This window comes from Anabaena cylindrica UHCC 0172 (assembly GCF_034931625.1).
GTDB lineage: Bacteria > Cyanobacteriota > Cyanobacteriia > Cyanobacteriales > Nostocaceae > Anabaena > Anabaena cylindrica_A.
The window spans coordinates 42,296-68,419 of the sequence record NZ_JAYGGY010000016.1 but is presented as its reverse complement, the minus strand read 5'-3'; the positions used below and the strand labels follow the sequence as shown (position 1 = coordinate 68,419).

Annotated in this window: 27 protein-coding genes; 11 read left to right on the top strand and 16 right to left on the bottom strand. The window is 37.6% G+C overall.

The genetic code is table 11. The annotated features are described in order from the left end of the window. Positions 1-601: 601 nt before the first annotated feature. The 4 genes from VB713_RS07060 to VB713_RS07045 all read right to left on the bottom strand — a co-directional run bounded on the left by VB713_RS07060 (position 602) and on the right by VB713_RS07045 (position 5,315). Entirely contained in the window at positions 602-1,279 is a 678-nt protein-coding gene (locus VB713_RS07060; protein ID WP_323310858.1) for an HAD family hydrolase, read from the bottom strand. A gap of 156 nt (positions 1,280-1,435) precedes the next feature. Next, a complete protein-coding gene (gene hppD / locus VB713_RS07055; protein ID WP_323310857.1) occupies positions 1,436-2,494 on the bottom strand; it encodes a 4-hydroxyphenylpyruvate dioxygenase in 1,059 nt (352 codons plus the stop codon). A 230-nt stretch (positions 2,495-2,724) separates the two neighbouring features. Further along, entirely contained in the window at positions 2,725-3,429 is a 705-nt protein-coding gene (locus tag VB713_RS07050; protein ID WP_323310856.1) for an SDR family oxidoreductase, read from the bottom strand. Between the two features lie 260 nt (positions 3,430-3,689). Further along, positions 3,690-5,315 (bottom strand): NYN domain-containing protein, encoded by a 1,626-nt coding sequence (locus VB713_RS07045; RefSeq protein ID WP_323310855.1) that lies wholly within the window; start codon positions 5,313-5,315, stop codon positions 3,690-3,692. A gap of 310 nt (positions 5,316-5,625) precedes the next feature. Between VB713_RS07045 and VB713_RS07040 the strand changes: the two genes are divergently transcribed. Beyond that, the gene (locus tag VB713_RS07040) at positions 5,626-6,657 is read left to right on the top strand and encodes a VOC family protein (protein ID WP_323310854.1); all 1,032 of its coding nucleotides are present in this window, start codon (positions 5,626-5,628) and stop codon (positions 6,655-6,657) included. A gap of 27 nt (positions 6,658-6,684) precedes the next feature. Further along, positions 6,685-7,503, top strand: coding sequence for a DUF1838 domain-containing protein (locus tag VB713_RS07035; RefSeq protein ID WP_323310853.1), 819 nt, complete (start codon positions 6,685-6,687; stop codon positions 7,501-7,503). Positions 7,504-7,992: 489 nt separating this feature from the next. On the opposite strand, the gene VB713_RS07030 is transcribed toward VB713_RS07035, so the two are convergent. From VB713_RS07030 to VB713_RS07010, 5 genes are all read right to left on the bottom strand, one after another. Next, positions 7,993-8,361: a pentapeptide repeat-containing protein gene (locus VB713_RS07030; protein WP_323310859.1), complete on the bottom strand. Its 369-nt coding sequence runs from the start codon at positions 8,359-8,361 to the stop codon at positions 7,993-7,995. A 953-nt stretch (positions 8,362-9,314) separates the two neighbouring features. Continuing rightward, positions 9,315-10,889, bottom strand: a complete 1,575-nt coding sequence (locus VB713_RS07025; protein WP_323310852.1) for a hydantoinase B/oxoprolinase family protein — start codon at positions 10,887-10,889, stop codon at positions 9,315-9,317. Between the two features lie 92 nt (positions 10,890-10,981). Then, positions 10,982-11,662 (bottom strand): Uma2 family endonuclease, encoded by a 681-nt coding sequence (locus VB713_RS07020; protein ID WP_323310851.1) that lies wholly within the window; start codon positions 11,660-11,662, stop codon positions 10,982-10,984. A gap of 61 nt (positions 11,663-11,723) precedes the next feature. Continuing rightward, on the bottom strand, positions 11,724-13,820 hold the full coding sequence (locus VB713_RS07015) for a hydantoinase/oxoprolinase family protein (protein ID WP_323310850.1): 2,097 nt from the start codon (positions 13,818-13,820) through the stop codon (positions 11,724-11,726). Between the two features lie 28 nt (positions 13,821-13,848). Beyond that, entirely contained in the window at positions 13,849-14,868 is a 1,020-nt protein-coding gene (locus VB713_RS07010; RefSeq protein ID WP_323310849.1) for an LD-carboxypeptidase, read from the bottom strand. Positions 14,869-15,217: 349 nt separating this feature from the next. Here VB713_RS07010 and VB713_RS07005 point away from each other — a divergent pair, with 349 nt between their 5' ends. From VB713_RS07005 to VB713_RS06990, 4 genes are all read left to right on the top strand, one after another. After that, complete coding sequence (locus VB713_RS07005; protein WP_015213865.1) at positions 15,218-15,499, top strand: hypothetical protein; 282 nt, start codon at positions 15,218-15,220, stop codon at positions 15,497-15,499. A 168-nt stretch (positions 15,500-15,667) separates the two neighbouring features. Beyond that, positions 15,668-16,033, top strand: coding sequence for a Lin0512 family protein (locus VB713_RS07000; RefSeq protein ID WP_323310848.1), 366 nt, complete (start codon positions 15,668-15,670; stop codon positions 16,031-16,033). A gap of 92 nt (positions 16,034-16,125) precedes the next feature. Further along, a complete protein-coding gene (locus tag VB713_RS06995; protein ID WP_323310847.1) occupies positions 16,126-16,464 on the top strand; it encodes a hypothetical protein in 339 nt (112 codons plus the stop codon). A gap of 386 nt (positions 16,465-16,850) precedes the next feature. Beyond that, entirely contained in the window at positions 16,851-17,378 is a 528-nt protein-coding gene (locus VB713_RS06990) for a hypothetical protein (protein ID WP_323310846.1), read from the top strand. Between the two features lie 85 nt (positions 17,379-17,463). Here the strand turns inward: VB713_RS06990 and recA are convergent, their stop codons facing one another. From recA to moeB, 3 genes are all read right to left on the bottom strand, one after another. Next, a complete protein-coding gene (recA, locus tag VB713_RS06985; RefSeq protein WP_323310845.1) occupies positions 17,464-18,552 on the bottom strand; it encodes a recombinase RecA in 1,089 nt (362 codons plus the stop codon). A gap of 174 nt (positions 18,553-18,726) precedes the next feature. Next, entirely contained in the window at positions 18,727-19,896 is a 1,170-nt protein-coding gene (locus VB713_RS06980) for an MFS transporter (protein ID WP_323310844.1), read from the bottom strand. A gap of 86 nt (positions 19,897-19,982) precedes the next feature. Next, positions 19,983-21,155: a molybdopterin-synthase adenylyltransferase MoeB gene (gene moeB, locus VB713_RS06975; RefSeq protein WP_323310843.1), complete on the bottom strand. Its 1,173-nt coding sequence runs from the start codon at positions 21,153-21,155 to the stop codon at positions 19,983-19,985. Between the two features lie 271 nt (positions 21,156-21,426). Between moeB and VB713_RS06970 the strand changes: the two genes are divergently transcribed. Both VB713_RS06970 and VB713_RS06965 read left to right on the top strand, forming a co-directional pair. Then, complete coding sequence (locus tag VB713_RS06970) at positions 21,427-21,765, top strand: DUF433 domain-containing protein (protein ID WP_323310842.1); 339 nt, start codon at positions 21,427-21,429, stop codon at positions 21,763-21,765. Beyond that, on the top strand, positions 21,759-22,109 hold the full coding sequence (locus VB713_RS06965; protein ID WP_323310841.1) for a DUF5615 family PIN-like protein: 351 nt from the start codon (positions 21,759-21,761) through the stop codon (positions 22,107-22,109). The genes VB713_RS06970 and VB713_RS06965 overlap by 7 nt, the downstream gene beginning before the upstream one ends. A 133-nt stretch (positions 22,110-22,242) precedes the next feature. Here the strand turns inward: VB713_RS06965 and VB713_RS06960 are convergent, their stop codons facing one another. Further along, entirely contained in the window at positions 22,243-22,608 is a 366-nt protein-coding gene (locus VB713_RS06960; RefSeq protein WP_323310840.1) for a DUF5615 family PIN-like protein, read from the bottom strand. Continuing rightward, a complete protein-coding gene (locus tag VB713_RS06955; protein ID WP_323310839.1) occupies positions 22,601-22,900 on the bottom strand; it encodes a DUF433 domain-containing protein in 300 nt (99 codons plus the stop codon). The genes VB713_RS06960 and VB713_RS06955 overlap by 8 nt, the downstream gene beginning before the upstream one ends. A gap of 150 nt (positions 22,901-23,050) precedes the next feature. Here VB713_RS06955 and VB713_RS06950 point away from each other — a divergent pair, with 150 nt between their 5' ends. The 3 genes from VB713_RS06950 to VB713_RS06940 are packed head-to-tail and all read left to right on the top strand — an operon-like array spanning position 23,051 to position 25,113. Beyond that, the gene (locus tag VB713_RS06950) at positions 23,051-24,661 is read left to right on the top strand and encodes a hypothetical protein (RefSeq protein ID WP_323310838.1); all 1,611 of its coding nucleotides are present in this window, start codon (positions 23,051-23,053) and stop codon (positions 24,659-24,661) included. Between the two features lie 9 nt (positions 24,662-24,670). After that, positions 24,671-24,886, top strand: coding sequence for a type II toxin-antitoxin system HicA family toxin (locus VB713_RS06945; RefSeq protein WP_323310837.1), 216 nt, complete (start codon positions 24,671-24,673; stop codon positions 24,884-24,886). Between the two features lie 5 nt (positions 24,887-24,891). Then, positions 24,892-25,113 carry a type II toxin-antitoxin system HicB family antitoxin gene (locus tag VB713_RS06940; RefSeq protein ID WP_323310836.1) on the top strand — a complete coding sequence of 74 codons (222 nt, stop codon included), beginning with the start codon at positions 24,892-24,894 and terminating at the stop codon, positions 25,111-25,113. A 62-nt stretch (positions 25,114-25,175) separates the two neighbouring features. On the opposite strand, the gene VB713_RS06935 is transcribed toward VB713_RS06940, so the two are convergent. After that, positions 25,176-25,601: a type II toxin-antitoxin system VapC family toxin gene (locus tag VB713_RS06935; RefSeq protein ID WP_323310835.1), complete on the bottom strand. Its 426-nt coding sequence runs from the start codon at positions 25,599-25,601 to the stop codon at positions 25,176-25,178. A 9-nt stretch (positions 25,602-25,610) separates the two neighbouring features. Beyond that, a complete protein-coding gene (locus VB713_RS06930) occupies positions 25,611-25,967 on the bottom strand; it encodes a hypothetical protein (protein ID WP_323310834.1) in 357 nt (118 codons plus the stop codon). Positions 25,968-26,124: the final 157 nt, after the last annotated feature.

Genomic DNA, 26,124 nt, shown 5'->3' with positions numbered 1-26,124 from the left:
TGTTATTTATAGGTTGTTGGTAGGATGCTGAAATTTTAATTGTCAGAATCAGGATATCCAGGATTAGAGGATTTACAGGATTGTTATTTATAGGTTGTTGGTAGGATGCTGAAATTTTAATTGTCAGAATCAGGATGTCCAGGATTACGGGATTTACAGGATTGTTATTGATGAATTGTCTGTGAATATTGAGATATTATAAAATACAGTTACACCAACAGTCAAAAAATAACAACAAATAATTTAACAGATAATTTATTATCTAACATCCTAAAATCTGTATATTTTATAGACAATCAAACAACAACATCCTGTAAATCCTTTAATCCTGGTTATCCTGATTCTGACAAAAAATACCCTCAAAAATCCCCACCTTTAAATAAACAATAACATCCTGAAAATCCTTTAATCCTGGACATCCTGATTCAGACAAAATACTTTATTAGCCTTGCATCTGAATATTATTTACAATAAATATAATCATACAAATATGGATATTATTTTACCCATCTATTGAGGAAGTTGAAGCTTTACAAAAGGAAATTCAAAAATATTCAAATTTTTACTGGGCGCAAAAGATCATCTTTTGCGCCAAATCACCTTACTTTCTGATAATCTTTAAAGTGGCGCTCAAATCCTTAACAATTAAGTCAGGTTGGTAAATTTCTAGTTGGGTACGATCGCGGATTCCACTCTCTACGCCTATTACCTTAATGCCATGTGTCTTCGCTGCGGCGATATCTGCTTCTGTATCCCCCACCATCCAAGTATCAGCAGCGGGGGGAAGTTCTGCTAAGGCTCTAGCCATTAATAAGGGTTTATCTTCAATGTCGCGGGTTTTCACATAGTCGTTACTGAGGCAATAACGGCGATTTTCTGGAAAAAACTTGCTTAAATCATATTTATTAATAGCATAGTCCAGTTCCCGCACTCGGCGCATGGTCATCACGACCAAATCAATTCCTGCTTGTTGAACTTTGGTGAGGGCTTCTACTGCACCAGGGACGAGGCTATCATACTGAAAATAAGGCTCTGTATGTACTGTTTGTTTGCGGATTTGGGTAAATTTTTGGGATTGTTGTTCATCTAAACCAGATTTTAAGGCAATATATTTTTCGGCAGTGTGCGATCGCTTGAGTTGCCAAAATTCCGCTTTAGAAAGTTCTGTCACCGCTTGATCAGGATATCGCGTTTCCTGCAAACATAATTGATAAACACGATAGTACCTCTCAGAAACATCCATAATTGGTCCGTCAAAATCAGTAATTAGTCTCAGCATAATTGGTGATTGGTAATGGGTAATGGGTGATTGGTAATTGGTAGTAAGAATTCAGGATACAGAATATTTGATATAGCAGGGAACAGAAGAGAAAAATATTCTTCTTCCTCCTGACTCCTGACTCCTGACAATTGGTAGACTTCCCCTTGCCTCCAATCACCTACCAAATCCGCGTTTAACTTGTTCGCTTTCAATAGCTTCAAATAAAGCGCGAAAATTACCTTCACCGAAACCAGCCGCTTGAGAACGACGTTCAATAAACTCAAAGAAAAAAGTCGGTTTGCCAAAAATCGGCTGAGTGAAAATTTGCAGCAGCAACGCCCCTAGAGGAGCATCTTTTTGCCAATCAACCAATATTTCTTGTTGAGCGATCGCTTGCAGTTCCTGGGCTGATAAAGGAAAATCTAGACGCTGCTGTAGTTGTGAGTAATAAGTTGTGGGAACAGAAAGGAAAGATACACCAGTATTGCGAAATTGAGCGATCGCACTGACAAGATGAGAAGTACGTAAAGCAATATGCTGAATTCCCGTCCCCCGGTTCACTTCCAGAAACTCCTGAATTTGCGAATTAGGCGAAGCCGGCTCATTAATCGGTAACTGTACCCTCCCATTAGGAGAAATCATCACCTGACTGTGCAAAGCAGAGCGATTAGTTTGAATTTTAAAACTCTGTTGGGGTCGAAAATCCAAAATATTTTGATACCAACTGACAGCAGCCTCTAAATCACCAACCGCCACATTCAAAACCACATGATCTATAGCCGTAAAAGTATGGGGTGATGTATCCTTCTCCCCCATCGCCCCATTTCCTTTTCTTTCAATCAGAGTGTGAGTTAACCCACCCCAAGCCGCAATTTTAGCGTATTTGATCGATACATCATGCTGGACAGGTTGCAAAAGTTTAGCACCTTGAGCGATCGCCCTAGCCGTCACCGCTTCCACATCTGCCACAGCAAAAGCCACATCTGCCACACCAGCAGGATGATGACGGAAAAACTCAGCTACAGGACTAGTTGGTAACAAAGGTGAAGACAGCAAAAAGTAGACATTGCCATTTTTCACAACTTCCGTGCAAGTGTGAAACAATTTTCCCTGATTAACAGGGGTAGGAAACATCGAACTCGCTACTGCTTTAAACCCCAGATAATTGACAAACCAATCTCGCCACCCTTGGGCATCTTCTACATAGAAGTGAACGTGATCAATTTGGAGCATAATTTCTGAAAATCCAGAGCAACAGCTGACATATAAGTAAATTTTGCCTCATATGCTCAATTTACGCTTACGTCCTCAGCAATAATTCTGAATCTATAAAAATAAATGAATATCAGGCTGAATATTAACAGGACTTACGCAACTTGCATATTAGTAGGGTGTGTCAGACTCGATAAATTGGTAGCAATTAAGAGATTTTCGACATCTGACGCACCTAGAAGAGACTGAATCTAGAAAAATAAATGACTATCAGGTTGAATATTAATTTCCATCGGTACAGCTTCCGGTTCAGCAGATAGCGCATAAAAAATAGCATTAGCCGCAGTTTGACAACTCAGCATTTTTTTCCTATCCACCTTCAAACTCACCTGATCCCAAAAAGGAGAATCTATCCCACCAAAATAGAATAAAGTGAACTTTACACCAAAACGTTTCAACTCCTCCGCCATACACTTACTGAAACCCACAACACCAAACTTAGACGCAGAATAAGCCGCAGCCATAGCCATCGAATGCTTACCCAGAATTCCTACCACATTACAAATATGACCAGATTTACGTTTTTGCATCTCTTGGGCAGCAGCTTGAGAAGTATAAAAACAGCCTTTTAAATTCAAATCCAGCATTTTGTCTAAATCTGTCGGTTCAATATTGTTATAGGGCTTAAGAATACCCGCACCAGCCGCATTCACCAAAACATCAATTTGACCAAATCTAGCTACAGTTTTTTGTATCAATGCGTCCACTTGTTCCGGTTGAGTAATATCAGTAGGAACAGACAAAACTTCCCCTGATAACTCATTTGCCAATCTTGTTAAATTCACCCCATCTCTAGCAGCTAATACCAACCTAGCCCCAGTAGATGCAAGTTGACGACTTAACGCAGAACCAATCCCACCAGTCGCACCAACAACAACAATAACTTTATCCAGCATCACAATATTTACATTTCTTTACACAACATATCTATCATACATACAGCAATTCCAAATTCGAGATTGAACGGGACTGCTTACATTCCCCATCTCTGATTTATTGACTTTATTCTCAATAATAGCCCCCTCCTCGCTTGCGCTACAGTGTACACACATCCTAATCCAGAGAGAATTTTCAGGCCCAAAAACCGAATTTAACTGTAAATCCAGTTCCCCTCCTCGCTTGCGGGGAGGGGCTAGGGGTGGGGTTCTTCTTAAAACTATTTACTGATTCCAGCAAGCGACACCATACATTTATTACCCTTTTGCTGCATTTGGAAAGAACTACAAGATTGCAAAAATTTGATAAAACTACCACTAATTTTTAATTCTTTCATTTGTTTAGTTATTGGCTTATTATATCTTTGATTAAATTTAACACCTAAAATACCGACATCCACAAAATTGCTTTTAGAATCTTGAGTTAACTCTACCAGAATCATCTTGATCACCTGTTCTAAATCAAATGCAGAATTAATATTAGAAACCGAAATAGATGAAAGAGTAGTAACATCAACCTTACCTATTTCCCATTTCTTATCTTTTTGTTGAAGATGAAAATTATTACAAGACTGTAAAAACTTGATAAAATTACCACTTATCTGTAACTCTTGAATTTGCCCCGTAATCGTTTTACCATATTTTTGTTTAAACTGACTCGCCAAAATACTAATATCAAAATAGTCATGAACAAATTTTTCTATTAATTCATCGAGAATAATATTTAACTCTTTTTCTAAATCTTGTTTAGAAGTAATAACAGTTAAAGATTTTGGCTGATTATCCTTAGCTACTTCAGATTTTTGACCATCTTCTGCTGGAACTTGATTATGATCAAAAACAGTTACATATAACTCTGAAACATCATCAATTTGATGAATCGCAAAATCAGCAGGATAGTTAACAAATATATCTCTTGCTCTTTTACCAGGTAAATATTGAGAAACAACATGGCTAATATTCAACTGATATTTAATCTTATATAACTTAGAAAGTTGAGAAAGTTTAATCCAATAACTTGCATTCAAGTTCTGCTCATCTTGAATTAAGTTTTTCAGTTGTCGAATAAATTGCTCAAGTGATGGAACTTCAGGCAGTGGTTTAATTCTATAACTTGTAGTCTCACCTGTATTATTATTGAATAAATTTATATTTTCTCCATGTTGACTTACTTGATATACTATTAAACCATGTTGTTGTAAATTATTGCATAAATTAGTCATCACTTTATCAGAAGAGCAAACCAAAACTTCCTTAGCATTTGGGTAACGCTCATGAATTGAAGAACCAAAAGCAATCATTTTTCCATCTGCATTATCCCTACCAGCAGGAACATGAATCAAATCATAGCCACGTTCATGTAATTCTATATCTAACTTTCCCCGATTACCCCAATTAGCAAAGGCAATTTTTACCTGAATGGGACTATTACAAATAGTAGCCAAAAATTTCTCTGTATTAGTATTAATTTGTAAATTTTCAGCATCTAAAAGTAAAACAGCAATTCCTAATGGTTGCAAAACAGGAGCAAATGTATTATTTACTGAGCCATTTAATTCAGAACTAATCGGATTAAGTTGGCGAACATTAGCAATTAATTCTGATAATATTGGTGAATTTAAAGCTTCAGCAACAAAAATTGCTCTGAGGTATAATCGCAGTTTTTGCAGTAATTCCTCCCAACTTTGAGTTTGACTTAATAAACCCATGAATTTTGCACTCAAAGCCGATTGATTAGAATTATTTTGCCACTGAACTTTTCTATACTTTTCAAGTAATAATTCTGGCTGCTGTTTTTGAACAGTAATGATGACTTGGCAGACCTGAGAGACTATTTTATTTAACAAAGCAGAATCATAGGTGGTCAGCGATCGCTCATGATTTAGCATAGCTCACACAGTACAATAGGATATCCTGGCTGAAAATACCATTCAAAATACTAATTTATACCAAATTGGGATTTTAGATTTGACGATATCTCTCAAGAAGCATAAAAGTGCTAATTTACCTCCAGAGCAACTCCCGTATTTGATATTCATAAGTACAAAACAGCGTAAATAAGCCACCCATTGAAAAAATCTGAAACCCTGACTAAATCATAACTACGTATCCCTATCAGGACTCTAAGCACTATTACGAATTATTTCTAAATATCCCATGAATCAAAAAATAACTACTGCAATTCAAGGTGTCTACGAAGTCTGCATTGGTGTTCCTGTCCCAATTCCAGCACTTCAATACTGGCAACAGTTTGGCTATCGCATTGGGCAAATAGGAGAACTAACCGCAGAAGCAGCCCATCAACTATATTGGGTAAAATCCCCCTTAAAAGTGATCCGTCTTTACCACCAAGATGCAGATCATGGATTAATTCGGCTCATGACTTGGCAAAATCCCACAAATCAAGGATTAGGCATCAGTTCCATGAAAGTTAAAGGTAATCGCTGGACTACCACCTTAACCGCAGACTTACTAGGTATCTTAAATCATGCCGAAAATGCCAAAATCACTGATAAAACCATCAGATACTCATACCCTTACTGGGAAGTTATTTACAACAAAGACCAAAAAAGCCATCCTTTTATAGATCCTGCCATTGGAGTACGTGAAATGCTCCTACTGCAACCCCTAACTCGACAAGTATTATTTCAACGCTTTGGCTATGTCATGCCCCATTACGGCAACATCAATCATCATGCAGCCTTTAACACCAGCCAATTTACCCATCTAGGCTTAGTTATTCAAGATGACAGCAAAGAAACCCTGCGCTTTTATGAAGACATTTTAGGTCTACTACGTGTACGCGATGACATAGAAACCAGCTATGAATCTTCCCTAGCCGGTCGAGAATTATTTGACCTTAATCCAGGGGAGAAATTTATAGTTACAGCCTTTGATGACCCCCGTTCCTCCCAGACCAACTTAATGGCAGCACGTAGCGGCAGACTCTACATCATTCGCTTTCCAGAGCATATCAATCTAGAATCAAACTTTGAAGCAGCCCAACCAGGAAGCTTAGGAATGTGCCTTTACACCTACCAAGTGCAAGGAATACAAACTTATTTTGACAAGATAAGGGCAAGTAACGTACAAAAATTTACTAATATAGTCAGTAACGAATTTGGAGAACAGAGTTTTTCTTTTATTGCCCCAGATGGCTATTTCTGGACTTTGGTGGAAAAAAATTAATTTAGTCGTGAAATCAGGAAACAGCAAATGGTAGCCTACAACCAAGAAATTGATGCTCAACAATGGGTAAAAACCCGTTCTTCCCTAGACTCTAACGAATCTACTTTCCTTGTTTGGACAGGTAAAATATATAGCTTTGTCCCTAGCGAAAAGCGGCAACTATTATTTAAAATCATCGGCATGAGCGTAAGTCGTTGTATTCTCACCGCTGAAGGACGCTGGGATTTTACCTCCAGAGAACTAACTTATTATCTCCACCCAGAAACAGATGAAATTTTACAAAAATGGGAAAACCCTTGGACAGGGGAAACAGTATCAGTGATGCACGTTGCCAACAGTCCCGTACAAGGCAAATTTAAAGGCAAACTTCCCGTCCAAGTAGAAGCAGAAAACACCACTTTTATCTTTGACCTCTTTCCCCATTATCCCAACCCCCTAGCAGAAGATCCTCAGTTTGCTGAATACTGTCCATCACCAATTTATCAAGCCGCAGAACTGTTTAAAATTACAGTTCCCAGCGCAGACTTAGTTAACTCAGAATTAACTTCCGTCACCGAACTAAAACTCAGTTGGGATAGAATCGGTCAATGGTTGCCTTGGATGAAAATGGGTACACGCCCTGGTTATCTCATTTACAGTGCTACTGGCAGCAAAGTAGGCGGTTTTACAGAGTTACCACCACTACTGCAAGAAGAAATCAACACCCGCGTTCCTTTATACAAGCACGCACCCAAAGCCTTTCTAGATGGCGAAGATATGACTTCATGGTTATATTTTCAAAAGCATTTTCCCGCTTACTTAGCCGGAGAAACCTTTCCCAGACCAACACCAGAAGAAAATTCGTAATTCTTAATTTTTATTTTGTTCACCTACTTAATTCTTATTAGAAATTTCTCGTTCCCATACAGAGTATGGGAATGAATTCTAGAAGGCTCTGCCTTCCTTTAGTAAAAGCTTTAGGCAGAGCCTTTGGATAGCATTCCCAGTCTCTGACTGGGAACGAGATATGGTAAGGATGTAGATTTGACACCAATGAGTATTGCGCTTTACCTCTACGTTGGATGTGATGTCAATAATTAGGTATAAAACTATATATATCAATAGTTTGAAGGTTGAAAAGGTGAATCATGTGCAAGGAATAAGCGTTGACACCATCAAAAATCTATCACTTGACCAGATTCAAGACTATTCTTCTCATTCTTCCTCCTGACTCCTGACTCCTGACTCCTGACTCCTGACTCCTGACTCCTGACTTCTGACTCCTGATTCCTGACTCCTAGCCCTAACGAAAAGACTTTTTCAGCAAGCCCTAATTAACCCTTCCTACCAAGCAAATTAAAACTTCCGCATATTATGAATAACCGGATCAAAACCTCTCGCAAAGCGTGTGCTGTCGTCATAACAAGCACCCGTTAAATTTGCACCGTATAACTTAGTATAGTGCAGTGTAGCACCCCGGAGATTTGCCTCACACAGATTCACACCACACAAATTAGCCCTAGTCAGATTAGCCTTAGCCAAATTAGCCCTACTCAAATCTGCTCCCCACAATTTAGCCTTAGCCAGGTTAGCTTTACTTAAATCTGCTCCCCACAAATTGATTCCTGGTAAATAGGCATCAATCAACTTGACTCTATTTAACTGAGCAGATGGAAAATATCTCTCTCCTGCGACATAGCGTCGTTTAAGATCCTCAGCATCCATATGTATTCCAATAGCGATCGCCACAAAAGTAATTTCTATTTCTGACTTAGCCACAAAAATAGCCAGTCTCTATTATCTCTAGCACAGCACAGCAGAAATAAAGCTACCATACCCAATCAACAAAAAAGGTTCAAAAACTGATCAAACAAGTTTGACTAACTAAACCCTGTATTTTCCTATCTTTAGCAGTGCTAACGAAAACCAACAAATTGATACCAGAAAAATAACCACTACTTCTTTATACACGAAAAAGCGCCTGAGTCCTTTTTGCTTACTCAAGCGCTCCCCCGTATAACTTTATACCATATCACTGTGTAATGAAACATTTGGAATCCGCAACATTGCTATTAGGGGAAGCACTGTTAGGATAACCTGTAACAAACATAAGGTGAAGTGGTATCACTCCTTGCATTCATTAAGAATATCTCTTTTAAAACCAAATAGCTAGTGTGGAGAGTGACACTTTATTAACTGACACGAGTTAAAAATGACTCAATCGTCATGGTAGCTAACAAGACAAAGCCAAACAGTAAACATTTTTGAGATGTAGTATAAAAAATCTATAGCTTTTAATAAATCAGTCAAATATTACCCTATCAAACCATTGAGTGACGAACTCTAATTTGTAGCCTGATTTACTTAATTTTTATAGTCACTAGTCTGCTAAATATCAGCATAGAATCCCCTTAGATATTCACATTTAGCCTCTTTAGACAGCCAAAAGTCACAATCTCCACCAAGACTGAATGTATCTTTTCTCCACCCAAACTATAAAAATTTTGCTTCTGGAGCGCTTGTGCCTATTTTTTTAAAATTATGATGAAACTAGAGTTAGCATAGCTACAAACTATAAGCATAAAAAAGCTACACATTGCCTTTTAGCACTAAATACTGAACCACAGCATCATCAAATCTCACTTAATACTCAAGGTTTTTCTAATTAACCGTAAGTTTTAAGAAGGAAGAGTAAAAATATTTGCTCCAAATCCTCCCCCACCAGGAGTTTCAATCACAAAAATATCCCCAGCTTGCATTTCTACAGTTGCTGTACTATCTAAATCCTCTTCAGTTCCATTTTGACGTTGTACCCAGTTGCGTCCTACTTGTCCAGTTTCTCCACCATTTAATCCAAAGGGAGGAACCAAGCGATGACTAGAGAGAATATTAGCCGTCATAGGTTCTAAAAACTTAATCCGACGGATCACCCCATTACCCCCTGAATGTTTTCCTTTCCCTCCACTATGGGGACGTAAACTAAAGCTTTCTACTTGTACAGGATAGCGAGTTTCTAAAACTTCAGGATCTGTCAAGCGAGAGTTAGTCATGTGGGTATGAACTGCATCAGTACCATCAAAATTAGTTCCTGCGCCAGAACCACCACAAATGGTTTCATAATATTGATATTGTTGATTACCAAAAGTAAAATTATTCATTGTTCCTTGGGAAGCAGCCATCACACCCAAAGCACCATATAAAGCATCAACAATAGTTTGAGAAGTTTCTACATTACCTGCTACTACTGCTGCTGGATAAATTGGGTTCAACATACAAGCTTCAGGAATCATAATTTCTAATGGTTTAAGACAACCAGCATTGAGGGGAATATTATCATCAACCAAAGTCCGAAAAACATATAAAACTGCTGCTTGAGTGACAGCCTTGGGAGCATTTAAATTACTATTTAATTGTGCAGATGTGCCAGTAAAATCAATCTTAGCACTACGATTTTCTCTGTCAATTATCACTTGAACTTGAATTTTAGCTCCGCTATCCATTTCATAAATAAATGAGCCATCTTTGAGAACATCAATCGCTCGTCTGACTGATTCCTCCGCATTATCTTGAACAAACTGCATATAAGCTTTAACTGTTTCTAGTCCATATTGTTTGACCATTTTCCCAAGTTCTTGTACTCCCCTTTCATTAGCAGCAATTTGAGCTTTGAAATCGGCAATATTTTGGTCAGGATTACGACTAGGATAGAGGTGATTTAAAAGAAAATTTCTCACTGCTGTTTCTTGAAAAGCCCCTTGTGCAACCAAGAGAAAATTATCAAAAATAATTCCTTCTTCTGCTACTGTGGTACTGTGAGGAGGCATAGAACCGGGAGTAATACCACCTATATCAGCTTGGTGTCCACGAGAAGCAACAAAAAAGAGGGGACTGGGAATATTTTCCCTACTCTCCAAAAAAACGGGGGTAATAGCTGTGACATCAGGTAAATGAGTTCCACCGTTATAGGGGTTATTTGATAAATAGACATTTCCCGGTTTGATAGTGTCCCCTTGATCATTAATTAAACTGCGGACACTTTCACTCATTGAGCCTAAATGTACAGGAATATGGGGAGCATTCGCAACTAATAAACCAGAGGCATCAAAAATAGCACAGGAAAAATCTAGCCGTTCTTTAATATTGACTGATGTTGCTGTGTTTTGCAGAACAATTCCCATTTGTTCTGCAATAAATTGATAGAGATTTTTGAAAATTTCTAAACGTACAGGATCTGGTTGAGACGTTGTGTGCATTTTTTGTACCTAAACCTAAATTAATTAACTTCAAAATAAACTGTGTAGGTTGTGTTGAGTAGTAAAAACCAACCTACACTTGCAGTTATTTTTTAAATGGTATCTGGGTCAATATTTAGTTCCCGCAATTTTGCTGCTAAACGTTCTGCTCTTTGAGTTTCACGTTCTGCGGTTTCTTCAGGTGTGGGTACTAAATTTCCTTCTGGTGTAAAATAACGTAATAAACCCTGATAAATCCCCAAATATAAGTCTAATTGTTCACTCCATAAATGTCCTTTTTCATTAGCTTTTACAGGTTGATATTTTCCATTTATTAACTGAAAACCTACAAATTCTAATGTATAGGGGTCAAACCAAAAGTATTCCGGTGTGCGGAAAGTTTCTTGATAAAGTTGTTTTTTAGATTCCCTATCAGTCTTCGCTGTTGTTGGTGAAAGAATTTCGACAATTACATGAGGATATTTACCATTTTCTTCCCACACTACCCAACTTTTACGCGTTTTGCGTTCTGTTCCTAAGACTACAAAAAAATCAGGGCCACGAAAATTTTCTGTTTTTTTCTGGTTAGGACTATAGTAAATACTCAAATTTCCTGCTGCATAGAAATCAGTTCTTTCTTTCCATAACCATTTAAGACATTTGATTAAGAGCATAATTTGCTCTAGATGTAGTTCTGTTTCCACTGGAGGTTCATCACTATATAAATCACTGGGAGGAAAAATCACATCTTCAGAGATGTTTTGTTCAGATACTATTTCTTGAGTAATCATCATGATATGATACCAAGTAGTTATTTGTTTATCTTAGCATTAATTACAGGCGCTATAAATATCACTAAAAAACACGTTCTAAAATTAAATAATTACGTTCGGTTAATTTTGCTTTCCAGTTAGCTTCAACTATAATTGTGCTAATTTTTTCAACAATGATTGCAGCACCATTTATACAATCTCCTGGTTGTAAGTCTTCTCTGCGATAAACTGGTGTATCATGCCATTTTTCATCAGTAAACATCTGGACTATGTTCATGGGTTGAGGAGGTTCATCTATAAGGCGTTTACGAATAATTAATGGTTCTTCAGGAGTATCCATTTTTTGAATTACTTCTACTGAAACAGATTCTATAATTAAGGTTTTTTCTGTTTGAATGAAACCATAACGTGATTTATGTTCAATTTCAAAATTTCGTTGCATTACTGCCACGTCTGAGGTAAAGTCAACGGTTAAAATAGAGTTAGTTCCTTCATATTTTAAATTAAGTTTTTTAACTACTTCTTCTAAATTATTTTTTTTCTGAGTTAATTCACTTCTGGATTGGGTTTCCAAAGATGCCATTAATTGCTGTAATTGAGGAATTAATATTTGATGTAAAGGTTGTTCTATTCCTGTAACTCTGGTTGCTCTGACATCAGCTAAACCCATTCCATAAGCAGAAAGAACTCCAGCAAAAGGGTGAAGAAATATCTTTTTTATCCCTAAAGTATCAGCAATTAAACAAGCAACTTGTCCTCCAGCACCACCAAAACAACAAAGCACATATTGACTCACATCATAACCACGTTGTAGGCTAATTTTTTTAATAGCATTGGCCATATTTTCAACAGCAATCGCAATAAAGCCAGATGCTACTTGTTCAGGAGTTCGATAGTTTCCTGTGACAGATGTAATATTTTCTGCTAGTTGCATAAATTTATGAATGACAATTTCTCGATCTAGAGGTAATTTACCTTCAGTACCAAAAACTGCGGGAAAATATTGAGGCTGAATTTTTCCTAAGATGACGTTAGCATCTGTGACTGTTAATTGTCCACCATGTCGATAACAAGCAGGCCCTGGATTTGAACCGGCAGATTCTGGACCAACACGATAACTAGAACCATCAAAGAATAAAATTGAACCACCACCAGCAGCAATGGTGTTAATTGCTAAGACGGGAACTTGCATTCGCGCCCCGGCAATTTCTGAATCTAATTGTCTTTCATATTCTCCTTTAAAATGAGCAACATCCGTACTTGTTCCTCCCATATCAAAGGTAATAACTAAATCAAAACCTGCTCTTTTACTAGTTTGTACTGCACCGACAATACCACCAGCCGGTCCGCTTAAAATGCTATCTTTTCCTTGAAATTTTTCTGCATCTGTTAACCCTCCATCAGATTTCATAAACATTAATTTGACATTGGGTAAGTGACTAGCCACTTGATTAACATAGCGACGGAGAATAGGAGTTAAATAGGCATCGACAACCGTTGTATCTCCTCGACTTACGAGTTTCATTAATGGACTAACTTGATGAGATACAGAAATTTGCGTAAATCCGATTTCTTCGGCAATTTGGGCTATTTGTTGTTCATGATGGGGATAGCGATGGCTGTGCATGAATACAATGGCACAACTCCTAATTCCTGTATTATAAACTGCCTGTAAATCTGTTTTAACTTGCTCAATATTGACAGCGGTTAGTTCATTGCCTTGTGCGTCATATCTTTCATTTACTTCAATTACTTGTTCATAAAGCATTGTTGGTAAAATGATATTTCTAGCAAAGATATTTGGGCGGTTTTGGTAGCCAATTCTCAGGGCATCTTTAAAGCCTTTAGTGATAATTAATACAACCCTATCTCCATGCCTTTCTAATAGCGCATTGGTAGCTACTGTTGTCCCCATTTTAACTACTTCTATTGTTTGATCAGGAATGGGTTTATTAGCAGATAGTCCGATAATATCCCGAATTCCTTGGATAACTGCATCTTGATATTGTTCAGGATTTTCTGACAGTAATTTATAGACTATTACCCATTGATGGTTGGGTAGAGGGACAATTAAAAAACGTTCGGTATATTTTGAGAGTCTGTCTATGATTGTCTGATTATTGGTAATAGCAACAATATCTGTAAATGTCCCACCTCTATCTGCAAAAATTTTTAGCATTATTCAATTTCCTCTGTTGTATTATGAGTTAATTTACGGCAGTTTCTAACATCATGATTGTGCCATTATCAGCGTCTATTTCTACTTCTAAACCTATAGGTACTGTAAATTTGTCTTTAATATGACCAATCATGGAACCATACCAAGCGGGAATGCCTAAAGGTTGAATATGATGTTTTAATATTTGGATTAATGTAAATGCTGGTTCATCTCCTGGTTGACAATTTGTGCATTGTCCAAAAATAAACCCAGAAATTTGATTCAGAATCCCAGCATTTTTTAATTGTGTCAGCATTCTGTCTATCCGATAAATATCTTCACCTATATCTTCCAGAAATAAAATACTTTTATACCATGATGGTAAATAAGGTGAACCCACCATTGCAGCTACAATTGACAAATTACCACCAATAAGTTTGCCTCTAGCTTTTCCCTGGGTAATTATTGCTATTTTCCCCTCATTGGTGGGGGTATTTTGCATGATTAATTTTTCTCCATCAAATAAAATATTTTTAAAGTAATCAACTGTAAATTGATTCCATGTGGAAGTAGCCACTGCGCCATGAAATGTAATTAATCGACTGCGAACATTAATAGCTAATAATAAAGAAGTAATATCGCTGTAACCTATAATTATTTTAGGATTTTTACGAATGAGGGGGTAATTAAGTAACGGTAAAAGACGATTACAACCCCAACCGCCACGCATGGCCATAATTGCTTTTACAGAATTGTCTATAAACATGGTATGAATGTCTTGGGCGCGATCGCTATCTTTTCCGGCTAAATAGCCATGACGATCTAAAATATGTGCGCCTGTTATTACTTTCAGCCCTAATTTGCTTAAAGCTTGTTCTGCGTTGTCGATATCTTTGGGTTCGATAATACCAGCGGGGGCTATTAACCCTACGGTATCACCTATTTTTAGATGTGGTGGTTTGATGATAATGTTTGGTGAAGTCTGGATTTCGGCGATAACTGGGGCAATGTGGGTGGCTATGGTAGTTAATCCCAATGTGGTGAGAAATTGACGACGGTTGATGCTCATGGAGTATGTAGGCTAAACAATTACTACAACGAAGTTTCCCAGCTTGGGAAAATTTGACAATGTTAATCTTAAATATTTCTTAAGAAATTGCCCAAAAAAATTGATCCTCGGAATGGTATATCAAAGAACGTGGAAAACAGAGATTTAGCAAAAAATTAGCAGAATTTGAACGGGTATTGTGTTGTTGTCGTGCATTTTCTTGGCGCACTCTGAGTAGGAAAAAAGAAGCCCAAATTGTAAAATTGACTATAGCTGATATACTAATCTTATGATAGGTAGCGAAAGTGTCACACTTAGCAATATCACAAAATGGTGTTTATCTAAGCACGTATTTAAACGTGTATAAACTATGGAAACTACTGCAAGTTTAATTCCAGAATTTGAACAATTATTTAGACAAAAACTCAAACTAAACAATTGTAAACTCAAAAAGAAAAGACAAGAGAATAATTATGAAATTACTACTCCATCTAAAGACGTTTTTTTGATGTATTGGTGCGAATTTCCCGAAATTAACTTGATATATCAACATATAGGAGTACGCACAGCACAGACCGGAGTTTATGAAAAGGCTATCCGCTCTCATATTAATTTTTGTGTCACTAGCATTAAGGATAAACCACTCTCTTAATTAAGATTCTTGGTAATACCTTTACTATTCAAATAACAAATAGAATCATATATTATACTCTCGTCAGGTTTTGTGTAAGCATTTCAGTCGTTGGCTCTAAACTGACTGACGGTTTGGTAAGATAACCGACGAGAGTTTACTAATTTGGATGTAAATACTTCTTAGTTTATGGCACTGAAACGCTTTATTATCGAAATGGGTATGGGTGTAGACCAGCATGGACAGGAACCGACAGTAGCAGCAGCGAGAGCGGTTAGAAATGCGATCGCTCATAATGCCTTACTCGGTATTATGGAAGTAGCAGGTCTAAAAGACCCCAATGATATGATTGTAGAAGTCAAGGTCGCAGTTCCTTACCCTGAACAAGTAAGGGAAGCAGAGGTATTAGCCGTCCTTCCCTTTGGTCGCAAAACCCTCACAGTAGAAGCTGGGGGAATGGTAGTGGAAGGGTTAGCAATTCCTGCCCTCAATGATAAAAATGACGAAATGTTGATAGCAGTAGCAGCAGTAACAGTTTTAATTGAAACTGACTAATCCAGCTTAAATTTCTGCGCTAAACTAAATTTATCGGGATCATCTCTGGCGGTAGATTCAATTAACCATCTATCTTCATCACTTCAGTTATAATGCCTTCAGAGCCTAACAAATCACTCGAAATCCAGGATATCATCGGACTCAAAGCGCAACACTTCGCAGACTTAATCAGAACTGCACAATTGGTTTTTGATCCTGCTGCGGGACTTACTGGTAGAAATGTAGAAATTGACTGGGAAGACTTTGGTATTCCTGTTGATGTAGCGGATAATCTCAAAGAACTTGGTCAAGAATATCAGTATGCGTCTCCTCACCTTCCTCCTGAAGTTGTTTGGAGTAAGTTAACCACCGAATCTCGGATTTGGTTCATTGAAAATAAAAATAGTTTGTGGCGGTTTGAAGAAATTTTCCCTGCACTTGACGAAGACTAAAAAGCTGAATATATTTCAGCAATACACATTAGACATATCCAAGAATTAAATGTGCTTCAAACCCGTGTAGAGACTTTCCATGGAAAGTCTCTACTACAATCTCGGAGATGTCTATTGAAAATAGGATGCAATAATTTTGCATTCTATTTTTTGTAGGACTTACGCATTTTAACGAAACATTGGGGTTTGAGATTGCTTCCTTACGTCGCAATAACAGTATTTGAGGTAGTTTTTGCGTAAGTTCTGTTCTATTTTTGCTATTTTAATTAAATGCTCTATAGTATAGAAACCGGTAAGGGTAACGTTGATGATTTTTAAATCTCAACCCGGAATAGAGGTAAAAGTAATGGAATTAAGTACTAACTAATCTTTGACAAAAGATGCGGATGAAAATTTCGACTGTTAGACTTTTATTAACTTCTTTTTGGTTGATATTTGGCTTCTTCGCTACAAATTTACAAAAAAGTAATAGTGTTTTAGCAGAAGCGCCCCTAGAAACTTCTCAGTTAATTAATAGTAAAGAAATTACTATCAGTAAATCTGAGTTTGGGGTCAGAATAGTTGATGCTGAAGGTAAGGTTAATTTTTTTCCTACAACTAAAGTACCACTAAAAAAAGGTGATACCTATGGTTGGCAGATTAAACTTAATAATTACCGAGGTAAAGTAAAATGGCGTGAAGTTTTGCGTTTACCCAAAGCACCAGAAACATGGGCTACACAGGAAGATGATAATTTTTCTATCTCCGCAGATGGGACAACAGCTATCACAAAACGTACACAAACTTCTAGCAATGGTGTAATTGAAAATTTTTGGAAGATAGCTCCTGGAGATCCTCTTGGTAAACATAAAATAGAGGTTTATATTGATGAGCGTCTCGTTGCAGCTTTTGAGTTTGAAACAGTAGCATTTTAGCGAAAGAATTAAAGAAGTCTGAGTTGTAGAATTTATTCAGACTTCTTTTATCTTTCATAGACTTTTAAAACATCCTCTCAGGTTTTTATTCTTCTAATTCGATTTCTTCCTCGTCCTCTTCTTCATCTCCATGTAATTTAGACACAGCAGAGTTAGCAGAAACTATAGCCCCTTTGTCTAGTTTTTCTAGCACCAGTTCTTTAATTTTCTCAGCAAATTCCTGCTTTTCTTCTAGATACTTGATAGCGTTGTCTCGACCTTGAGAAATGTTGTCGCCATTGTAGCTGTACCAAGCACCTTTGCGTAATAGAATGCCGGTTTCTTCTGCTAAGTCAACTAAGCAACCTAAGGTAGAAACTCCCTTGCCAAAAATAATGTCAAATTCGGCGATTCTAAAAGGTGGTGCTACTTTGTTTTTAGCAACTTTAACTTTAACGCGATTACCAAATTCATCTGTACCTTTTTTCAAGGTTTGAATACGGCGAATATCTAAACGTACCGAGGCGTAAAATTTCAGGGCGTTACCGCCAGTTGTGGTTTCTGGGCTACCGTAAGTAACACCAATTTTTTGCCGTAACTGGTTGATAAAAATAACTGTGCAACCTGATTTACCAATATTGCCGGTAATTTTTCGTAAAGCTTGGCTCATTAAACGAGCTTGTAAACCAACGTGGATATCGCCCATATCGCCTTCTATTTCGGCACGGGGGACTAATGCTGCTACGGAGTCAATCACGACAATATCAACTGCGGCTGAACGCACAAGTTGATCAACAATTTCTAAACCGGCTTCACCTGTGTCAGGTTGGGAAACGAGTAAATTATTAATATCTACGCCTAATGCGGCGGCGTAGGTGGGGTCTAGGGCGTGTTCGGCATCAACAAAGGCAGCGATACCGCCTTCTTTCTGCACTTCTGCGATCGCATGGAGTGCTACTGTAGTTTTACCAGAACTTTCCGGCCCATAAATCTCAATTACCCTTCCTTTGGGTAAACCACCACCTAAGGCTAAATCTAAAGTCAGCGCCCCGGTGGAAATAGTTTCCACACGCATCCGGGTAGCATCACCCAGGCGCATGATTGCCCCTTTGCCAAAGCTGCGCTCAATTTGGTTGAGTACCATAGTTAGCGCTTTTTGCTTGCCAGAAGTATCGGTGTTGGTATTGGTTGCCATTAGAGCCTCTAAATATAGAATTTAAGAATTCTTGCGGTGGGAGTTTAAGTAGAACAGATATACTATCTTAACCGAAAAATGTGGGAATAGTACTTTTAATGCCAAAAGGCTGAGAACATCCTAACGCGATCGCTATCCGATTAGGTCTTGGCACTCTACAATTGTGAAAAAACGTTATTCTTGCTGCGTTAAAAAGATACACACACCAGCTACTAAGAATGCTAATGCACCAGTAATTGCAGCTACTACAGGCGTAATCCCTGGGGCAAATATAAACCCAAATATACTCATCGCCAAAGAGAACCCACCAAAATATATCCCAATTCCTAACCCAGCCCAACGCTGCGGCACTAGTTCTAAAATAAAAGGAATTACACCATTGACAATTAAACTAAATCCAGATATTATAAGGAATATAATGGGAATCTGTGCGCCCATATATACTAATCCTAGCATTGCTACAACAGTCTCCACGATACCATAGAGCATTGCTTGAATATTACCAATTTTAGTAGCGAAGAATCCAGCAGGTAAAGCCACCAGTGCGATCGCTAATCCAATCCACAACATGAATAAACTAATATCATTAGTGTGGAATTGGGATTTGAGAACTTTACCTAAAGCATCCATAAGTAAGCGAGAACCCCAAGCCACACTAAAACCGGTTCCCAGAATTAAGCCTAGTTTTTGCAGCGGTATGGTTGCTATTTCGGCATTTTGTGGAATTGCTGGAGTTTCCGGAGGGTTGAAAAAGCGTAACGCAAACGCCGCAGCCAGGAGAACAAAAGATGCGATCGTAAAAGCAAAAATTGGACTTAGACTGAGAATAAAGTCATTAGCAATTCCCCTAAAAGCCCCAACTATGCCTCCCGCTAGAGTTACAAAACTGACAGCTAAAGGTAACTCAGATGGAACTGCATATCTTCCCAACAAAGAAATAGCAGGAGAACGAAAAACCGTCATTGCTAAAGCCCAAGCTATCACAGCCAAAGGTAAAATACCGCGTAGCACCTCAGTTGGTGGCACAAAAGTCACAATACATGGGATAGCAATAAACAAAGCCGATGCTAAAATCACACCAACAGAAATAAAAGGAAAACGACTTCCTATTTTGAATTTAGCTTGATCTGAGAGTCCCCCCATCAGTGGTTCCATCACCACAGCTAAAGCATTTTCTACAACTAATATCCCTACTGCTAAAGATGCAGGGAACCCAAACTGAATCAAAAGTTTAGGTAGATAGGCATTATATACCAACCAAGCTAAAGTAATAGCTGCCTGTAAACCTGCTAAAGCCCAAACTTGTACCCATAAAACACTTGGTGGAGATTTCGAGGTATTCATAATTTTGATATAGAAGAGAAAAGGTGACAGGTGACAGTATTTTATCTTTCCCTGTTCCCTGTTCCCTGTTCCCTGTTCCCTGTTATTTAATACTGAGGAACCGAAGAATCTACTTCTTGACTCCAAGCATTAATTCCACCTTTAACATTCGTTCCCGCAATACCTGCTTCTTTGAGAATACCCAGGGCTTTAGCCGAACGTCCGCCCATTTTACAATGAGCAATTAAGCGGTGTCCGTTAAGAATTTCTTTCACCTTAGCCACACCTTCGCCGTTTTCAATATCGGGTAAAGGTACTAACACCGAACCGGGAATTTTGGCAATTTCATACTCATGAGGATTGCGGACATCTAGCAGAACAAAATCTTTCGCACCGCTATCTAGTAACACCTTCAATTCCTGAACAGTCATTTCTTGAATTTCCATCTGCTGTTTCGCTTCTTCTGCTTTAGCTTGGGGGATACCACAGAATTGTTCGTAATCTATGAGTTTTTCAATTACTGGACGAATGGGGTTAGGACGCAGTTTCAATTCCCGGAATTTCATATCCAAGGCATTGTAAAGCACTAATCTTCCACTAAGAGTGTTACCATTACCAAGAATAATTTTGACGGTTTCCGTAGCTTGAATAATACCAATCATGCCAGGTAAAATTCCCAACACACCACCTTCTGCACAGGAGGGAACCATTCCTGGTGGTGGTGGTTCTGGATACAAGTCTCGATAGTTGGGGCCACCTTCGTAATTAAATACGGTCGCTTGTCCTTCAAAGCGGAAAATAGAACCGTAAACGTTTGGTTTATCCAACAATACGCAAGCGTCGTTAACTAAATATCGGGTGGGGAAGTTATCAGTTCCATCCACTACGATATCGTAAGGCTTAATGATATCAAGGGCATTTTCTGAACTCAAGCGAGTCTCATATAAATCAACTTGACAATGGGGGTTGATTTCATGAATACGGTTTTTTGCTGATTCGATTTTGGGTTTACCCACCCAGGATGTGCCGTGAATTACTTGGCGTTGTAGGTTAGAAGTATCAACAATATCGAAATCAACAATACCAATGCGGCCAATACCTGCTGCGGCCAGATATAACAGCAGTGGTGAACCTAGTCCACCCGTACCGATACATAATACACTAGCCGCCTTGAGGCGTTTTTGCCCCTCTAGCCCTACTTCTGGCAAAATTAAGTGGCGAGAGTAGCGTTCGTAGTCGTCTTTAGTCAACTGGATTTCATCCAGATTGGGATTGAGCATAGCAGTTAGATGAGTCAGCGCGGAGTATTAATACTAACGAAAAAAGATAGTCGTTGTTAAGTTAGGTTGTTAAATTTATTGGCAAGAGGTGATTGTTGTCAAGACTTTAGCAAAATAAATTTACCGATGTTAATATTTTGGATGTAACTATTATATACGAGTATTTTGCCTAGAGATATAGGCTAGATAAGCGATCGCTCACAATATATGAGTTTATAGTAACAGTTTTTTAAATTTGCTAATATTAAAAATAACTATCTTGTGATTAATTATGACGTTAGCAATTATCACTAAACCTGCACCACTGGAAACTACTAAAGATGGCGTAGTTATTATTAGTAAAACTCGTATAACACTAGATACTATAGTTGCAGTTTTCAACCAAGGAACAACACCAGAAGAAATTGTTTATCGTTATCCATCACTTCAACTTGCTGATGTCTACGCTACTATTACCTTTTACCTCAATCATCAACAAGAGGTTGAAGTTTACCTACAGCAAAGACAGCAACAAGCGCAGGAAATTCGGAGCATAAATGAGGACAGATTTGATTCACAAGGGTTGCGGAATAGATTACTTGCACGTCAAGCAGAACGGAAAGTATGTTAAAACTGTTTGCTGACGAGAATTTTGATAATACTATCATTAGGGGATTATTGCGACGTAACCCTAATATTGATATTGTTAGAGTCCAAGATGTTGGTCTTTTAGGTGAAGATGACCCAACTATCCTCGCATGGGCAGCCAAAGAAAACCGAGTTTTGCTCACTCATGATGTCGCTACGATTACACGCTATGCCTATGAGCGGATTACAGAAGGTGAAGCAATGCCGGGAGTTATTGAAGTAGGTACAGATGCACGAACTGGACAGGTAATAGAAGATATTCTATTGCTGATAGAGTGCTGTTTAGAGGGAGAATTAGCAGGACAAATCCATTATCTTCCACTATAAAAGGGGGCATAATTGCGCGTTGTCCTAGTCAGTTCCAGGCGATCTCTCACAATACATGAGTTTATAGTAACAGTTTTGGCAATTTGTAGTTATTAAAAATAACTATGTGACAAAATTATAAAAACGGGTTGAATTAATCAACCCAGTTGCTTAAAAACTCTACCTGTCCATGCATATCTTCTGCTGATTTGGTATTAATCAATCGCAAAACCCCGCGCATTAATTCACCAATTCCATATCTTTGTTGTGGTGCTAAAATAATTCCTGCATGAGATAAACCTTGTTCCAGCAAATTAGTATGAATCTGGTAAAAATCTCTAGCATTGAAGCTGAAAATAACTCGATTATTTTCCCTAACCCAAGTTAGCTGTTCTGAATCAGATTTGTAGAGCATTCCCACATCTGCAACCGTTAATACATCTACATTGCGGGAACGCAAAGCTTGAACAAAGTCTTCATCCATAGAATCCTCATCAATATATAGCCGGATCTTATTCATCTATATTTTTATCTTTCTGGCTGTGTAAAGTTGCCAAACTCCAGTATTCAGCCTCTGCTTCAGTTAACTCAGTCTCAATCTGATCACGATTAGCGTGGTAGTAAGCTAAAGCCGCATAAACTTGGGCAAGGTTAAGGTGACTTATCCGACGGGCAATTTCTTCAGCATTTGCACCTTGTTTATAAAGAACAACCAGCCGACTCACAGAAGTCTTAGTCCCTGCAATCATGGGACGGCCATTACTCACATCTGGAGAACAGGTTACTAGCGTACCAATATTAGTAGTTAGCATAGTTTACAGAATTACTAGTTTATTTTACCTCACTTAAGTCTATCATAGGCGCAGGTATAGCTAACAATAGCAATTTGCTATTATTAAAACTAACTAGCTACAATGTACTTTATATATTAGTGTTAAGCTGTTTTTTAGCAACCTCACAATATGCAGGATACAAATTTAGGATCATTAGGAGAAAATAAATTTGAAGGATTGTGTCTTCAGGTTAAAGGGTTGACAGTCCATAAATCCCAATCTCAAATGGATAGAACAGGATGGGATTTCTTTATAGAGTTTCCGTGGAAGCAGGATAATCTTTCTCCTCAAGATATGCTTCCAGAACCTTTAGAGTGTAAAATTCAAGTTAAATCAACGAATGAGCAAAGGAGGAAAGAATCAATCACTCTATCTAATTTACATAGACTTATTAAGGCAAAAATGCCAGCCTTTTATTGCTTTATTGAATTTGATGGAAAATCTGAACCGCAAGCTATCTATTTAGTTCATGTTGACAGAAAAATAATCGAAAAAACTTTAAAGAGAATTAGAAAGCTAGAAAATGAAGGAAAGGGAGATCAGCTAAACAAGCACAAGCTTCCTATAACTTATGGTGATGCTGATCGATTGGCAGATATAAGTGGACAAAGTTTGAAGCGTGAAATTGAGAAACATATTCCAGAGGGTATGGAAAAGTATATTGAGAATAAAAATCAGCTATTAAAAACTCTGGGATTTGAAGATGGTAGATATGAGTTTACTTGCACTATAACTAGTGATGATCCTATTAGAGATATTTTAGATTTGTCTTTAGGAATTCGCAAAGAAATTAATATATATAACCTCAATCTTTTCCAAAAAAGATTTGGCATTTTGTCGAAAGATGCCTATGTAGAGAGCGATGAAGGAATTTTATCCCTTCAGACTAAACCAATAGAAGCAAAATTGAAATTTAAAGAGTATAAATTCTCTCCGGGAATATCTTTTTATGCGAAATTGTATATAACTCCCTTTTGTGAATTTATTCCAAAAGAACGCAGAAAGATTAGAGTAGAATCTAGGTTTTTTGAAGTTATTATTGAATCAGGTACAGGAATAAAATTTTCAGTTTATCCTAGTGCAGAAGGTACTTCTCTTAAAGAAGTAAAAACCTTTCTTCAATTTCTAACGCTACTTGAAAACTCATCTAATCCTCTTATAGTTGAAATAGAATCTGAAATTTCAACTTCACACCAAATTGTGAGTCTCAGTTCAAAAGACTTGCCTCAATCGTTATTCGATATAAGAATTTTTAATGGACAATTATCGAACTGGAGTATAGTTAATGAGCTTGCAGAAATAGTTATAGAAATATGCAGAAAAATGGACATTCCAGAAGATAAAGTGCTGATCAATATTGAAGAATTGATCAAACATTTTTCTAGTGGATATACTCATTTCCAATTACTTTATCAAGCACTGCATGGGAAAGCTAAACCAGTAACTCTTTCCTTTCCAATTGAACCAGAAGGGTATCAGCATGGTGCTAAGGCAGCAAGTATTTTTTTTGTAACAGTCTGTATTGGAAATTATATTATTGGTTGTTGTTTAGCGGTGGTTGGCTCTTTATCTATACTGGGGGAGAAACCTAGTTTGATTGGGGAGAGGTTTCTTGTCGGACGGCAGTTCATAAGCACTGATGACACAGTGATTAGCAAAGAATCAATTGATCTGAGTTTGAATGAATTAGTAGAAGAGTTACAAAATGAAGAATTAGCATTTATTCAGATAGAAATGTAGAAAAAATCAATGCCCAGAAAAATTCGGGAGTTAAAAGCTGAGATAGCACGAGAAGGGTTTGTGTATCTACCAAAACGCGGGAAAGGGAGTCATGAGAGATGGAGACATCCTTTGATTAGAAAAACACTCACTATTCCTGGTAAAGATGGGGATGATGTTCCACTCTACTTAGAAAAGCAATTAGCAAAGTTATTAACTGAACTGGAAGAATTAAAGGAGGATTAGGATTTATGAGTCAATACAGTATGATTGTTCAATGGTCAGATGAGGATCAGCTTTTCTTAGTCACGATTCCAGAATTTAGCCATCTTGTCATCATGCCTTGTACTCACGGTAAAACTCGTGAAGAAGCAATTAAAAATGGGGAAGAAGTAATCGAAATGTACCTAGAAGCTTGGGAAGCAGAAGGTGAATCTATCCCTGAAGCTAATACATTGCAAATTGCATCTTAATTACCCCTCAGAATCACACCCATTTATTTTAATTAAATGTAAATTGGAAGTTAAATTATATTTTACAGCGTCCAATCTTCGATTTTGAGTCCTGGAATTTGAGTAAAATCTTTTTGATTACGGGTAACAACTGTAGCACCAATAGATAAAGCGATCGCCCCAATCCTCATATCTTTTTGGAGACGATTTTTTCGTAGGGGTGGATTATCTTTTAATAATTGTTTGAGACAATGATCCGCTTCTGATGTAAAGTCCAATATTTCCATAGTTTGGAGATATTTTACAGTAGTCCACAATTTTGAATAGAGTTGAGGAAGATTATTTATTTGGGAAGGATCGTTAATCCTGTTAACCCAACCATTAAATAGTTCTTGAACAGTTATAATTGTTATCGCTACCTGATGTTTTGCTGTGTTAGCAATCAGTTGGGGATGATTATAAAGAATTAGTGAAACACAATCTGTATCGAGAATATATAAATCAACCATCTCCCACTTCTATAGGTAATAGGAAGAATCAATTTCTGAGTCATCATCTGTAGTGCGTTCTGCACGAATTGATTCTGTAATGGCTGTAAAATCTATATCATCTTGAAAGATACCGGCAAATTTCATCCAAGCTGGTTCTGATATCTGAAGTGGTACTTGCCATGAAATCGCTTCTATATTTTTTAATCTTTCTAAAAATGTGGCTTGAATTTGAGCAATAGCAGATTCTCTTGTTTCTGCTTGTACTCGACAGTCGGGAAATTCTTTAATAGATACCGCAATTTGTCCAGATGTGAGTGGTTCTATCAGAAGTGTGACTTTAAGGTTACTAAATACGTCAGATTGTGGTTGCTCTAGGTTGATCATGTTAATTTGGGAATGATTCAACTATAAGGTGATTGTAACATTCATCATGCGATCGCCTAATTTGAAATTCAGAAAAATTAAGAGCGATCGCTTCCTTGACAGGTAAAATAAATGTAATCAAAAAAAAGAGGTCATTACTGACCCCTGACAAAATCGA

What these genes read in the sequence shown, in the direction of transcription:
- VB713_RS07020 (WP_323310851.1), bottom strand. Translation starts at nt 11,662, where the DNA reads ATGATGATTACTCAAGAAATAGTATCTGAACAAAACATCTCTGAAGAT.
- VB713_RS06955 (WP_323310839.1), bottom strand. Translation starts at nt 22,900, where the DNA reads ATGCTAACTACTAATATTGGTACGCTAGTAACCTGTTCTCCAGATGTG.
- VB713_RS06990 (WP_323310846.1), top strand. Translation starts at nt 16,851, where the DNA reads ATGAAAATTTCGACTGTTAGACTTTTATTAACTTCTTTTTGGTTGATA.
- VB713_RS07005 (WP_015213865.1), top strand. Translation starts at nt 15,218, where the DNA reads ATGGAAACTACTGCAAGTTTAATTCCAGAATTTGAACAATTATTTAGA.
- VB713_RS06965 (WP_323310841.1), top strand. Translation starts at nt 21,759, where the DNA reads ATGTTAAAACTGTTTGCTGACGAGAATTTTGATAATACTATCATTAGG.
- VB713_RS07030 (WP_323310859.1), bottom strand. Translation starts at nt 8,361, where the DNA reads ATGGATGCTGAGGATCTTAAACGACGCTATGTCGCAGGAGAGAGATAT.
- recA (WP_323310845.1), bottom strand. Translation starts at nt 18,552, where the DNA reads ATGGCAACCAATACCAACACCGATACTTCTGGCAAGCAAAAAGCGCTA.
- moeB (WP_323310843.1), bottom strand. Translation starts at nt 21,155, where the DNA reads ATGCTCAATCCCAATCTGGATGAAATCCAGTTGACTAAAGACGACTAC.
- VB713_RS07025 (WP_323310852.1), bottom strand. Translation starts at nt 10,889, where the DNA reads ATGCACACAACGTCTCAACCAGATCCTGTACGTTTAGAAATTTTCAAA.
- VB713_RS07035 (WP_323310853.1), top strand. Translation starts at nt 6,685, where the DNA reads ATGGTAGCCTACAACCAAGAAATTGATGCTCAACAATGGGTAAAAACC.
- VB713_RS06980 (WP_323310844.1), bottom strand. Translation starts at nt 19,896, where the DNA reads ATGAATACCTCGAAATCTCCACCAAGTGTTTTATGGGTACAAGTTTGG.
- VB713_RS06935 (WP_323310835.1), bottom strand. Translation starts at nt 25,601, where the DNA reads ATGGTTGATTTATATATTCTCGATACAGATTGTGTTTCACTAATTCTT.
- VB713_RS07010 (WP_323310849.1), bottom strand. Translation starts at nt 14,868, where the DNA reads ATGAGCATCAACCGTCGTCAATTTCTCACCACATTGGGATTAACTACC.
- VB713_RS07040 (WP_323310854.1), top strand. Translation starts at nt 5,626, where the DNA reads ATGAATCAAAAAATAACTACTGCAATTCAAGGTGTCTACGAAGTCTGC.
- hppD (WP_323310857.1), bottom strand. Translation starts at nt 2,494, where the DNA reads ATGCTCCAAATTGATCACGTTCACTTCTATGTAGAAGATGCCCAAGGG.
- VB713_RS06930 (WP_323310834.1), bottom strand. Translation starts at nt 25,967, where the DNA reads ATGATCAACCTAGAGCAACCACAATCTGACGTATTTAGTAACCTTAAA.
- VB713_RS07000 (WP_323310848.1), top strand. Translation starts at nt 15,668, where the DNA reads ATGGCACTGAAACGCTTTATTATCGAAATGGGTATGGGTGTAGACCAG.
- VB713_RS06940 (WP_323310836.1), top strand. Translation starts at nt 24,892, where the DNA reads ATGAGTCAATACAGTATGATTGTTCAATGGTCAGATGAGGATCAGCTT.
- VB713_RS06960 (WP_323310840.1), bottom strand. Translation starts at nt 22,608, where the DNA reads ATGAATAAGATCCGGCTATATATTGATGAGGATTCTATGGATGAAGAC.
- VB713_RS07050 (WP_323310856.1), bottom strand. Translation starts at nt 3,429, where the DNA reads ATGCTGGATAAAGTTATTGTTGTTGTTGGTGCGACTGGTGGGATTGGT.
- VB713_RS06945 (WP_323310837.1), top strand. Translation starts at nt 24,671, where the DNA reads ATGCCCAGAAAAATTCGGGAGTTAAAAGCTGAGATAGCACGAGAAGGG.
- VB713_RS06995 (WP_323310847.1), top strand. Translation starts at nt 16,126, where the DNA reads ATGCCTTCAGAGCCTAACAAATCACTCGAAATCCAGGATATCATCGGA.
- VB713_RS07015 (WP_323310850.1), bottom strand. Translation starts at nt 13,820, where the DNA reads ATGCTAAAAATTTTTGCAGATAGAGGTGGGACATTTACAGATATTGTT.
- VB713_RS06970 (WP_323310842.1), top strand. Translation starts at nt 21,427, where the DNA reads ATGACGTTAGCAATTATCACTAAACCTGCACCACTGGAAACTACTAAA.
- VB713_RS06950 (WP_323310838.1), top strand. Translation starts at nt 23,051, where the DNA reads ATGCAGGATACAAATTTAGGATCATTAGGAGAAAATAAATTTGAAGGA.
- VB713_RS07060 (WP_323310858.1), bottom strand. Translation starts at nt 1,279, where the DNA reads ATGCTGAGACTAATTACTGATTTTGACGGACCAATTATGGATGTTTCT.